9 protein-coding genes are annotated in these 12,696 nt (G+C 38.0%); 7 read left to right on the top strand and 2 right to left on the bottom strand.

Annotation, left to right across the window (positions count from 1 at the left end; genetic code table 11):
- Positions 1 to 7 precede the first annotated feature (7 nt).
- Positions 8 to 775, bottom strand: coding sequence for a ComF family protein (locus tag DBO93_RS00590; RefSeq protein WP_162533686.1), 768 nt, complete (start codon positions 773 to 775; stop codon positions 8 to 10).
- Between the two features lie 66 nt (positions 776 to 841).
- Here DBO93_RS00590 and bioH point away from each other — a divergent pair, with 66 nt between their 5' ends.
- From bioH to DBO93_RS00625, 7 genes are all read left to right on the top strand, one after another.
- Positions 842 to 1,633, top strand: a complete 792-nt coding sequence (gene bioH / locus DBO93_RS00595; protein WP_162533687.1) for a pimeloyl-ACP methyl ester esterase BioH — start codon at positions 842 to 844, stop codon at positions 1,631 to 1,633.
- A 67-nt stretch (positions 1,634 to 1,700) separates the two neighbouring features.
- A complete protein-coding gene (locus DBO93_RS00600; protein WP_108454595.1) occupies positions 1,701 to 2,000 on the top strand; it encodes a hypothetical protein in 300 nt (99 codons plus the stop codon).
- A 5-nt stretch (positions 2,001 to 2,005) separates the two neighbouring features.
- Positions 2,006 to 2,989: a putative metalloprotease CJM1_0395 family protein gene (locus DBO93_RS00605; protein ID WP_108454596.1), complete on the top strand. Its 984-nt coding sequence runs from the start codon at positions 2,006 to 2,008 to the stop codon at positions 2,987 to 2,989.
- A 396-nt stretch (positions 2,990 to 3,385) separates the two neighbouring features.
- Positions 3,386 to 3,568: a hypothetical protein gene (locus tag DBO93_RS00610; protein ID WP_239059052.1), complete on the top strand. Its 183-nt coding sequence runs from the start codon at positions 3,386 to 3,388 to the stop codon at positions 3,566 to 3,568.
- A 302-nt stretch (positions 3,569 to 3,870) separates the two neighbouring features.
- Positions 3,871 to 10,617, top strand: a complete 6,747-nt coding sequence (locus DBO93_RS00615; protein WP_108454597.1) for a toxin TcdB middle/N-terminal domain-containing protein — start codon at positions 3,871 to 3,873, stop codon at positions 10,615 to 10,617.
- Between the two features lie 3 nt (positions 10,618 to 10,620).
- Complete coding sequence (locus tag DBO93_RS00620; RefSeq protein WP_108454598.1) at positions 10,621 to 11,157, top strand: hypothetical protein; 537 nt, start codon at positions 10,621 to 10,623, stop codon at positions 11,155 to 11,157.
- Between the two features lies 1 nt (position 11,158).
- Positions 11,159 to 11,734, top strand: coding sequence for a hypothetical protein (locus tag DBO93_RS00625; RefSeq protein WP_108454599.1), 576 nt, complete (start codon positions 11,159 to 11,161; stop codon positions 11,732 to 11,734).
- 304 nt (positions 11,735 to 12,038) lie between these two features.
- Here the strand turns inward: DBO93_RS00625 and pyrE are convergent, their stop codons facing one another.
- Positions 12,039 to 12,680 (bottom strand): orotate phosphoribosyltransferase, encoded by a 642-nt coding sequence (gene pyrE, locus DBO93_RS00630; protein WP_108454600.1) that lies wholly within the window; start codon positions 12,678 to 12,680, stop codon positions 12,039 to 12,041.
- Positions 12,681 to 12,696 lie beyond the last annotated feature (16 nt).

Below are 12,696 nucleotides of genomic sequence, written 5' to 3' on the forward strand. Positions count from 1 at the left end.
AGCCAAGCTAGTTCGGAATGGCTAAACTAATACAGAGGAGTGTAATACTTTGCACTCCTCTGTTTTTCAGCAATTTACAGATCTCATTAGCGGTTGTTCCTGTGGTCACTACGTCATCTATTAAAATGATATTTTTCGGTAAACGCTCTCCTTTACCTAAATATAAACCGAAAGCGTTTTTTAAGTTTTTTCGGCGATCTAAACCAGATTTTCCTACCTGATTTTCAGTACACTTTTCACGAATCACTACATTAGCTTGATAAGAGTAATCAAAAGCTTTTGAAAACTTGCGCGCTATCAGATGTGCTTGATTAAAACCACGGGTTTGCCACTTTTTTAAATGTAATGGTACCGATAACACTGAGGTGTTGTCAGGGGTAATATTGGTTTTTTCAATCTCAAGGTAGTTATGCCAATGGTCAATTAATAGGTAGCTTAATAATTCAGCCAGCTCGGTTTTATGTTGATATTTTAACTGAGTAATCCAAGTATCTAATGGCCAAACATAGGGAGCAATGGCAATTAGGTGATCAAAATTCTTTTTTGGTATCAGTTTTGTCACCGCAGGCCAAGAAAGTAAGTCATAAGGCAGAAGCTGATAATTAAAATAAGGTAAATCTGCTTGGCAAAACTGACAAAGTAAGGGGTGATGTTGGCAAGCGTTACCACATAAAATGCAACTGCTTATTTTTAGCCTAAAAGCGCTAAAACGCTGGCTTAATAATCGTTGTAAATTTAATAATATTTTGTTGTTGTCGGTATTGCCAAATTCCATTTTTAGCATCCATTGGTTAAACTATGCGCCTACCCGTTATCGAGTTCACTAAGCATGACAAAAAGCATGACACAAAAATTAAAAATTGCGAGTACAGGACAAGGAACTCCGCTAGTGTTTATTCATGGTTGGGGCCTTAACTCTGCTGTTTGGCAGCCTTGCTTAGCGAATTTACAGACTGATTTTGAAGTTATTACCGTTGATCTTCCAGGTTTTGCTACAAATAATTCGGTGCAACTGGCTGAATATTCTTTAGTTGAAATAGCTGAACTGATTACTCTGGCGGTTGGGAAACCTGCTATTTATATTGGTTGGTCGTTAGGTGGGTTAATTGCTAGTCAAATAGCCATTTCACACCCTAAGCTATTATTAGGGTTAGTTACTGTTGCAAGTTCTCCTCAGTTTGTTGAACGTGATAATTGGCCTGGTATTAAAGCGAGCGTATTGGCATTGTTTCACCAGCAATTAGCTCAAGACACGACAAAAACCATTAGCAATTTTTTGAAAATTCAAGCCATGGGCAGCCCACATATACGCCAAGACATTAAAACAATTCGTGATCTAGTTATGCAGTATGCTCAACCTAGTAGACAGGTGTTAGACGATTCATTAAGTTTATTAGAGACATCAAATTTGTCTGAGCAGATACAATCGATTGATAAGCCATTTTTAAGGCTTTACGGAAAGCTTGATGGTTTAGTACCTAAACAAGTCATAAGTAGAGTTGATGAAATTGTACCTAATAGTCAAAGTTATATATTTGAACAAGCTTCACATGCGCCATTCATATCCCATCAAAGCGAGTTTCTAGTGGTATTAAAGAATTGGATAGCCCAAAATTTCACTAAAAATACATAGTTTACTTTTTGGCTTTTTTGGTCAATAATTAAACAGATAAGCAAGTGTAATAATTTAGGAGAGTTTTATGGAAATTCAATCCGCTTTTAATACTGGCCTTCAAGGCTTTCAAAAAGCCACTGAAAGTGCCTATGAAGCTGCTGAAAATATAGCCACCAACGTAGGTATAACACCTGAAACATATGGTATAGGTGGGCAAAGTAGTAATCAAATTTCAGATACATCTCCTCAGCTTTCAAACAACACAGTAAGCCTTACACAATCAGTGGTTGAATTACGTGTGGCAGAATTTCAAGCTAAAGCGTCTGCTAACGTTATAGAGTCAGCTGATGAAAACCTAGGGACTTTACTGGACGTTCGCGTTTAGCCACTATGAATATCACACCACAAAGCAATCAAGTTCCCGTACAAACTGCTGTAAACCTGCAGACTGATAGCTTGCGCCGTGATAATCAACAAAGAGAAATCATCACACGGCCCGAGCCATCGAGCCAATCAGCCGCGGAAAAAGGGGTTGCTTCAGATAAAGAGCGGGGTCGTACACCTGCGCAAAATAATCAACAAGTAGATTTTGCTAGTTTACGCAAGCAAGCAGAACTTGCTAACGATGTTATTGGCAATGGCTCAGGCCGTAACGCTGGAAACAATGAAAGTTCAGGCCAAGATTCAGAACAAAACGATAGTGAAAACTCTGCAGATTCAAAACAAGGCCGAGACTCTACAAGTAACTCTCAAAAGTCTGATGCAGAAGTAGTAGCAGAAAAAGAAGTCATTCGCAGTTTAGAAAGTCGCGATAAAGAAGTACGTAATCATGAAAGGGCTCATGCATCAGTAGGTGGTGCGTTCACTGGCGCGCCGAACTACTCATATGAAACGGGTCCCAATGGTAAAAAGTACGCTGTTGAAGGTGAGGTCTCAGTAGACTTAACGCCGATTGCTGGCGAACCTAAAGAAACGATCGCTAAAATGAATAAAGTTCAGGCGGCGGCTTTAGCGCCAACTGACCCATCTTCACAAGATATTCGAGTAGCAGCCTCAGCAGCGAGTATTATTTTAGAGGCGCAAGCAGAACTAGTTAATGCGAATGCCAATGCTGAAAATACAGAAGAAGAATATAAAGACGGTGATTTATTCCGTGACAAAAGCATACTGCAAAGTGATGAGAGCTTTGCAAATAATGAAAGTAGTAAAGCTTTTGATCGACAAATAGAACAGACCTTATCAGCACAAGAAACAATTGCGCCAAGTCGGCCTTTAGCCGTTGATCAAAGAGCGGGTCGAATTGAACAATTTTATTCAAATATCAATCAAGCTTACGACAAGTCACCAAGCTATCAGTTTGAATTAACCGCCTAATCTAAAAGTTTTTACAAAACCCAAAGCCTGCAAATTGCAGGCTTTTTGATTTATACCGTACTTTGATTAAATTAAGCTGCTTTTTAAGGTTAACTAAGTCAGGATAAAAATCGAATCAGTAATATAGGCAGTAGTGCGGATTTCGTTATTGTGAGCATAGAACCTACCTATAACTAGCTGCTAAAATCATTTTTATATGAACTAAAAGTTGGTCAATAATACCATTTTTCACATGTCAGCTTTGCGCCACTAACATAACCTCTTGTATTTATTATAAAATAAAAATGGTCTGGAATGTACTTGAAGTTAACTTTATATATTATTTAACGAGAAGAGAAAAAATGGACGAAGGCATGATTTTTGTAATGATTATTTTGTTTGCGTTTGCATTGCCCATTGTATTTGTCAGTATTTGGACTAGCCATAAAAATAAATGGTTATTTAAATGAATCAGAAAAGCAAAATATGGCGAATGAATTAACAGCAGTAAAAAAACGCTTAGAGGTTTTAGAAGCAATAGTAACCGTTAAAAAATATCAGCTAGCGCAGGAAATATCTGAGTTAAAATCAGTAAAGTAAAACCGCTGTGTTTTTCAACAATTAATCATATATAAATTGACTATTATTGACCTCATCAAATGAGGTCATAGTTTCCCCCACCGTTCAAACTCTTCAGTTACTGACCAGTTTTTTCAAATTATTTTAGACTAAAAATATAGCCTCATAACATCTTGTTATTGTTACGGCATTCATTTCTGTGAGTAAATTATTGGCAACTTGTGTGGCGATATTTTTTATTTCTACGTTTACAAATTGAGAATTTCAACTAGGCTGTATAAAAAATGGACGATTAATCTTCACTAAGTAAAACGGACTTTACTATGAAATATGGCAACTCATTCTTTATATTCACCTGTATTATTCTTTGCTTTAACTCTTTTGCTAGCACTTATGTTGGTCAGACGAATGGCTCATTCCGTGTTGACGAGTCAGGGAGTGCGACTTATAGCATTCCGTTAAACATACCTGCTGGTATTGCCGGCGTACAGCCACAGCTTGGATTTTCCTATAACAGCAATAGTGGTGACGGGTTAATGGGCCGTGGCTGGAATTTTTCCGGCGCTTCAGCAATATCAAGGTGTGCTAAAAACCTAACCTTAGACAACGAACAAGGCAATATAAGCCATTCAGCAAATGATCGATTGTGCTTGAATGGTCAACGTTTAGTGACTTGGGGTAATCAACACGATAAAAATATATCAAACAATAGTTATTGGGCTGCAGGAAAATACCACACCGAAATTGATAACTTTAGTGTTGTTAAAGCTCATGGCAATACCAGTCAAGGCCCTGCCGCGTTCACGGTTGAAACCAAATCAGGTGAGATTCACTATTATGGTTTAGCGTCAAGTGTTACTGGTAGCGACAGTATGGGCCTGCCAATGAATATTGGTCTTAAGGTGTACGGTGGTGGAAATGAAAGCAGTAGCGATGCCTTTGTTAATGCAGGCAGTCGTAATATTGCAAAAGCTTGGGCATTAAAGGCGATTAAAGATGTTAAAGGTAATTATATTGTTTTTCGCTACTTTGAAGATACTGTAAAAGGCGAACATTACTTAAAGGAGGTGCACTATACTGGTCGTACTGATGGTAAATCACCATTTGCACGTGTATTACTCAACTATAATGACAATCCTAAAATTTTTGTTGGCTGGTCAGTTGGCACTCCAATATCGATGAGCAAAATGCTCGATAGCGTTACCATTTATCAAGATCATGAAGTATTTCGTCACTATGCATTAAATTATTTTACTTCGGCTGTATTAGAGGAGAAAAATTACTTAGAGTCTATTCAAGAATGTACTGATACAAACTTAACTAACTGTTTGCCTGCAACTACTTTTTCTTGGCAAAAACCGGCAGAAAAATCGACAAGTTTTACTTGGAAAACTGAACCAGAAACCGGTTATCGCTATAAAGTCGCCGTGACTGAAAGTTTTGCCCCTTTTAATAAATACCCCTCAACTAAAGGCCGATCAGCTAACCGTGACTATAACCAAATTATTGATTTAAATGGTGATGGTTATTCAGATATTGTTTATACGTCGGGTAGTTATTGGTATGCCAGTTTAGGGCCTTCCTATACTAGCAATATCAGATTAACCAACATCGGAGTTTCTAAAAAAGCATACGCCCAAACTATTGATTATAACGGCGACGGTCAACGTGATTTACTTGTCGCAAACAGTGAAACCAGCAATTGGATGATCATTTCTTATGTTCCAAGTGTTAATTTAGTTGAGAGCTGCGAGACAGAAGCTAATTATGAGCATGTCTGCCACCCCTTCACGCAGAACTCAAATTTAACCGTTGTTAATACAGGTGTTCGTGCCACAGGGTTAGAAGGAAATGCGCAAGTTGCTGATGTGGATGGTGATGGTTTAGAAGATATTGTTTTTCGCAAAAACGGCCATCTGGAAGCATATTTAAATAATGGCGGAAATGGCAGTTTTATTCATGATAACTCAATCAGTAATTTATCAAGCTCATCTAGCAAAGCTTTTGAAGGTAATATTACCCGTAAAACAGCGAATATTAAAACAGCATCAGGGATTGATGTAAATGGCGATGGACGCACAGACTTAGTTATTAAAGTCGGAACAAGGAGTGGCTATTGCAACCTTAATGGTTTCATCGATACAAAATATGATTGTGAAAGTATTCAGGGTGTATGGACCGTTGAAAGCACCAGTACATATAAATTATTAGTTTCTGACGGTTCAAACTATAGCGATAAACAAACGCTAGGTAATTATAAAACCGTAAAAGCCGCTGACTTAAATGGTGACGGTTATACCGATATAATGTTTCAGCAAGGCTCACGTTGGTATTACCGTCTGTCTAATGGTATTGAGTTTCTTAGCCCCCAAACAACAAGTTTTAATACCAGTGACGCTTTAAGTCACATGATGTACTTTATTGATTTAAATAGCGATGGCCGTGCAGATGTGCTTTATCCTACTTCATCAACCAACTGGCACGTAATACTGTCGCGACCTAGTACGTCAGCTAATAGAGTTATTTTTGAAAAGCGCGGCACTAAAACCGTTGATAAAAATGCTGCTGTTCGCTTTGGCGATATGAACGCTGATGGCAAGATCGACCTATTAACTTCCACCAATGATAATGGTTGGAAAACTTACCTAGCAAGTAACCCTAACCGCAAAGATCATGTTATAGATAAAATCACCAGTGGTTGGGGCGTGGAAACAGAAATATCTTATAAAAACATTACCGATTCTGAGGTTTATTTTAGACAAAACTCGAGTTTTAACACTAATAGTGACTATTTCTCCCCAAAAGCTGCATTCTATGTTGTTGATGACGTAAATACACAAACCACAACCAATAGTAACGTGAGTGTCTCTTATCAATATGGCGGTTTGTTATTACATAAAAAAGGTCGTGGCTTATTAGGGTTTGAAGCATTGCGCACCACCGATAACCAATCAGGTATTGTCACAGAAACCGCTTACCACCAGCAATGGCCTTTTACCGGTATGCCGCTCAGTACATTGCAAATGAAAGACAACGTGATACTAAGTTCGTCCAAAAATGAATTAAAACAACGTGGCACTGTTAGCGGCGGCTTAATGCCTTATGTTTATAGTAGTACGGATAAAAGTAACAGTTTGGGTAGTGACAATAACCAATATGAAATAAGCACAACAGAAAGTGCTTTTACTTACGATACTTTTGGTAATGTTAAAACGTCAATTGTTACGGTATCAGATGCGGAAAATAGCCAAAATAAGTTAATAACCACCACGACTAATACTTATGGAAGTAGCGTTTTATATCAACAAAAAGGACGGCTAACCCATAGTACTGTTAATAAAAAGCTCTACCAAAATAGCAGTTTAAATAGCAATATTAGTCGTCAAAGTTCGTTTGACTACTATGCTGGCAGTTTATTACTGAAATCATCCATTATTTCACCTGAAAATAACAAGACCAAACAAACGACTCGCTATATTTATGACAATGCTGGCAACAAAATTGAAGCTTGGTCAACGGCTGCGAAAAGTAGTACAGGTACTAATTTTGAAACACGTAAAAGCTTCACCACATTCGATAGTCGTTATCGTTATGTGCTATCAGTAAAAAATCACTTAAACGAAGCGACTAGCTTTACTTATAATGGTGTTTCAGCAAGCACAGTAAAAGGCTTGATTGATTATGCCGATACCACAGATGCCAGTGGTATAAAAAGTCGTAAATATCAAAATCTATTAGGGCAAGTAACGCAAAGCCGCCTTTACGGCAAAACACAAATCAAAAGTTACACTTATCAAGACTATTGCGCCAATACCAATTGTGTAAATTCTGATGCATTATTACGAATTCGGGCTTTAGCTGATGGGCAAACAGAAAAACAAAAATTCATTGATGCCTGGGGACGAGAAGTTGAAACACGCGTTAAGTTGCAAGATGGCAGCTGGCGTGTTTCAAAAACTACTTATGATCAACAAGGGCGTGTTAAGCGCAATTACGAGCCAGGGAAAAATAGCGCTAGTAGTTATTACAGTGAACCAACGTATGATGCTATAGGGCGAGTGATTTCAAACCGCCAAGCTAATGGTGGCTTTGTTGAAATGGAGCAATACGGTAAGCAAAGTTTTACCATTAACGCTAAAGGGCAGCGCACTGAAACCGTTAAAAACTATCTCGGGCAAACGAGCAGTGTATTTGACACTATAGGGAATGAACTGCGTTATCAGTACAATGCCTACGGCCAACTGCTAAATGTTAGGGGAATTAATCGCAGTAATATTAATAGCTTACGCACCACGAACACCTACGGCACTTATGGGGTGAAATTAACCACAAACGACCAAGATAAAGGTTTATGGCGCTATAGCTACAGCGGTTTTAGTGAATTATTAAGTCAAACCGATGCCCAATCCCAAACAGTAAGCTTTAGTTATGACATTTTAGGCCGAAAGGTGCGACGTTATGATGCTAGTGGCACTGTTTGTTGGGACATTGGAAATAACAATGACAATGCGACATATAGGGTTGGAAAACTTAAAACACTGCGCTATTTTGAAGGTCAAAATCAGTCTTGTAGCACAACAAGTACCCCAAGTTATCAGCAAAGCCAAACGTATTACAGCTACGGATTACCCTATCAACAAATCCTGAAAGTTGACGGCGTAAACTACACCTCTACAACAACGTATGACAACTATCATCGCGTTTATACCCAAAGTTACCCTGCCAAAAACTTTACCATTAGAAATACTTATCAAAATGGTTACCTGACTAAGCAATTAAACCACCGTACAGGTCGGGTATATCAACATATTGAAAGTGTGAATGGTCGAGGGCAAGCCACAGCAATAAAATACGGCAATGGCACGAGTGAATCACGAGGCTACCAAGCCAGTACAGGTTGGCTTAAAAGCCTTGATGCCAATAGTGGCATATTAACCTTACATGGCTTTGATTATGACTACGATACTATTGGCAACTTAACCGACCGTGACGTGTTTTTTGGTGTGGGTAGCAGCAGTAATTTTGCGGAGCACTATACCTATGATGATTTAAACCGAGTTATCCGTCGCAGTATCGCTATTTCTAATGCAGGTGATGGTACAGGTCTAGACCCAGTTGACCCCATTGACCCGACAGACCCATGTGATGGCAGTGGTGGAGGTAACTTGTTACTAAGTCATTCGATGATGAGCGCAACATCAGGCATTAATAAAAGCTTTGCTCTTCCAGTTCCAGGTCCTGTACCACCACCAGAGTGTTCACTTAGTACGCAAGTAAATACGGTTAATGCTTCTACATCTGACAATACTAACAATCAGTATTATCAATTGCCGAGTCGTTATCGAATGAACGAAAACTACAAATATGACGACTGGGGTAATATTACATATAAGCAAAATACCGGCTATTATAAGTATGATACTAATAAAACCAACCGTCTATTAGGGGTGTATCAATATAGTAATTTTACTGGCCAAAAGTCTTACAATCTAAGTTATGACGATAATGGCAATGTGAAAAATGACGGTAAACGCACCTCAGATTATACGAACTTTGATAAGCCGTACTTAATCACCCAAGACACCAGTAAAACCGCGTTTAGTTACGGGCCTAATAGAGAAGTTTATAAACGGGTTGACACCCGAGGGGGTAAGCAAACAAAAACCTTGTATTTAGGCGGTTATGAGCAAGTTAAGTTACCCAGTGGCGTTATCGAGCATAAGTTTTATGTAGGCAACGTAGTTATTACCGAACGTAGTAATAATGCCAACGATGAGTTTTATTTACACAAAGACCATCAAGGCTCGACCACTTCAATTACTAATGCCAGTGGCATGGTTGTGCAACAGTTTATTTATGACCCATGGGGCAAGCAATACAATGTCTATAATAATGGTATATTTAGCGCCTATTCAAGCCCCGGTATAAGTAGGGGCTATACTGGGCACAAAATGGTCAATGATATGGATATTATCCATATGAATGGTCGCACATATAATGTTGTCTTGGGGCGTTTTATGCAGGCGGATCCGCATATTCAGGCACCAATTAATAGCCAAAACTACAACCGTTATAGTTATGTGCTGAATAATCCGATGAGTTATACCGATCCGAGTGGGTATTTCTTTAAAAAGCTTGGTAAGTTTATTAAGAAACATTGGCGAACAATAGCCTCTATTGCCATCGCAGTTTACTTACCGGGAGCTTCTTTTATGAGCGGTTTTGGCCCTGTGACATCAGGTGCTATCACAGGCTTTGTCGCAGGAGGTGTAGCCACAGGCTCTTTAAAAGGAGCTTTAATTGGGGCTTTTACTGGAGCAATGTTTGGGGGTATACATAATGGTTTTGCTGGCAAAGCAATGACAATGGGAATGAAAGCTAGTAAAACTTTACTTCACGGCATGGCAGGAGGAATAAGTAGCGTGCTTAGTGGAGGTAAGTTTGGACACGGTTTTGTGGCTGCTGGATTTACTCAAGCTGTTAGTCAAGGTGGAGATGTTTTTGTTGATGGAGATAGATTGGGTAACGCCATCAAAGCAGCAGCTATAGGCGGCACGGCTTCGACTCTTACAGGTGGTAAATTCGCTAATGGGGCTGTAACGGGAGCATTTTCTCGGCTATTGAATGATGAAGCCAAGAGAGGTTATTGGAACGAGAATACCAATACGTACGAAGTGCCTGTTGGAGATATGGTTCCATTTAGAAATTCTGATGGTAGTATCAAATATAATACTGATGGAGATATTGTATTTATGATGGCGGAGTCTCAGGCCCAAGTTGCAGCAATGGGGAAAAAAAACGCACAAATGGCATCCTGTTCAGCATATATAGAATGTGTTAATGGAGCACTAGAACAGTCAGTTAATACAACAACGAGTGTTTCTAAGCCGAAAATTAGACTTAAAGCGGATCAAACCTTGGCAGATAAACCTTCGACAAATCTACAAATGAATGGTTATGCTATATTGAGAAGTAATGGATTGGCTGCTGGCTTATCGGTAGCACAGTTGATGACTACACATCTTCAATGCGCTAGCACCCCTGAGGTGATTGTAGCTTGTGGAGGGTAATTTATGACTTATTTAACAAAAATGTTCACTTTATGTCTGGCTGCAATAGTAAATATAAATGCGCATTCTGATGAGTATTATCTAGAATATGAGAACAGTGGCTATTCAGGTGTGCTGCAATCAGTTAAAGAATCAAAGGTGGATATAAATTCAGTCAATCTAGAGTCTTTAAACTTTATTTCACATTATTTTCTGTATGAAGATTCTGTTGATGAGTCTGTTATTCATCAATTTGAAGAGTTAGGAGGTGTATATCAGAATGAAGACAAATACTTAATTGGCATCTGTCAAAAACAGAATATAGAAAAAATCGAGTATTTATTGAATAAAGGTTATAAACCAGAAACCTCATTAGATGAAAATTCAACTAATAATTGTTTTACGTATGCTGTTCGCTACGGAAATGGCCGCTTGCTATCTATATTAATTGAAACTACGAAATCTAAAAAATTGATGGAGCAGTTACTTATTGATAGTCGTAACAAGATCGAAGGGCTAAGTGTGCTATTAAATAATCTAAAGGAAAAGGAGGGTAAATAATATGAATAAATTATTAGCGATATTAACTATTTTAATTTTATCAGCATCCCCTTTTAAGGTAGTTAATAGCGCTGAATTGACTGACAAGCAAGGCGAGATTGCAATTAACTATTTTGCTATGAATGGTTCGTTTAACGATTTGTTTGAATTTATTGAGTTAAATTCTATCCAGTTAACTGATGAAAGAAAGGCTATAATTTTCAGTTATATAGTTCAAAAGGGAAATGTTTCAGCTTTAAAGTATATGTTTGATAAACAAATTAAGCCGGAAAGATCGTTTTTATATAAAAGTGTTGTATTTTCTTGTCGTAACAATAGTGCTGCTTTTGTTGAAACTTTATTGGATTACACAGTTAAAATAGGAGAATCAGCAATTGAAAAAGAAACAGTATTCAGTTGTATGAAAACTTTAATTGATCATGGTAAATACGGCTTAAGTGAAAATTTGATAAGTGTATTTTCTGAACGAGCTTATAAAACTGAGCTACTTACCATGTCTATTGATTATGTTGAAGCACAGATAATTAGTTCTAATCAAGTAGATCGTATTCTTTCAGAGGCTTTACCCAAGCAATAGGATGGAGTAAATTAATTCAATAACTCTTGATTTCAAATAGCCCAAATTTATATAAAGCCACAAATTTATCAAGCCACCCATAAAACTTGCTCATATTTTTAACAATAAACTACACTTAATTTACCCTTTTTAAGTATGGTAATTGTGAATTTATCAAGCCACCCATAATAACTTGACCATATTTTCATTATGCTCAAACCAACGATTAATAACTTAATTTTCGAGTATTTGAAATGAAAGCCGAATAACAAAAAAAACCTGCAAATTGCAGGCTTTTCGATTGAGTTGTAAGGCAACTTACAAACTAAATACCGTAGTCTTCACGATATTTTCTAATACTTACTAAGCTATCAACCATGTCTGGTTGTTCTTCTAAGTAACTGATCACGTCTGCTAAGGTCACGATAGAAATGACTTTAGTATGAAAATCGCGTTCTACTTCTTGAATTGCAGAAAGCTCAGCTCGACCTTTTTCTTGTCTATCTAGAGCGATAAGTACACCTGATAATTCAGCGCCATGTGCTTGAATAATTTCCATTGATTCACGAATGGCAGTACCTGCGGTGATCACGTCATCAACCAACATCACTTTACCTTCAAGAGCAGAGCCAACCAAGCTGCCGCCTTCACCGTGTTTTTTAGCTTCTTTACGATTAAAGCAATACGGCATATCAATATCATAACTGTCTGCAAGTGCTACTGCTGTCGTGGTGGCAATCGGTATACCTTTATAAGCAGGGCCAAATAACAAGTTATATTCAATTTTTGAATCTTGAAGTGCCGCTGCGTAAAAACGTCCTAAACGGGCTAAATCACGACCGGTATTGAATAAGCCAGCATTAAAAAAGTAAGGGCTCGTTCTGCCTGATTTTAATGTAAACTCGCCAAAACGTAATACTTGTTTAGCTAAGGCAAACTCAATAAATTCGCGTTGATAATCTTTCATTATTAGCTCCTAAATG

Origin of the sequence: Colwellia sp. Arc7-D, from assembly GCF_003061515.1 — a bacterium.
In the GTDB taxonomy this organism is placed as follows: Bacteria; Pseudomonadota; Gammaproteobacteria; order Enterobacterales; family Alteromonadaceae; genus Cognaticolwellia.

Coding starts and splice junctions, on each gene's coding strand:
- DBO93_RS00605 (WP_108454596.1), top strand. CDS start 2,006: ATGAATATCACACCACAAAGCAATCAAGTTCCCGTACAAACTGCTGTA.
- DBO93_RS00625 (WP_108454599.1), top strand. CDS start 11,159: ATGAATAAATTATTAGCGATATTAACTATTTTAATTTTATCAGCATCC.
- bioH (WP_162533687.1), top strand. CDS start 842: ATGACACAAAAATTAAAAATTGCGAGTACAGGACAAGGAACTCCGCTA.
- DBO93_RS00615 (WP_108454597.1), top strand. CDS start 3,871: ATGAAATATGGCAACTCATTCTTTATATTCACCTGTATTATTCTTTGC.
- DBO93_RS00620 (WP_108454598.1), top strand. CDS start 10,621: ATGACTTATTTAACAAAAATGTTCACTTTATGTCTGGCTGCAATAGTA.
- pyrE (WP_108454600.1), bottom strand. CDS start 12,680: ATGAAAGATTATCAACGCGAATTTATTGAGTTTGCCTTAGCTAAACAA.
- DBO93_RS00590 (WP_162533686.1), bottom strand. CDS start 775: ATGGAATTTGGCAATACCGACAACAACAAAATATTATTAAATTTACAA.
- DBO93_RS00600 (WP_108454595.1), top strand. CDS start 1,701: ATGGAAATTCAATCCGCTTTTAATACTGGCCTTCAAGGCTTTCAAAAA.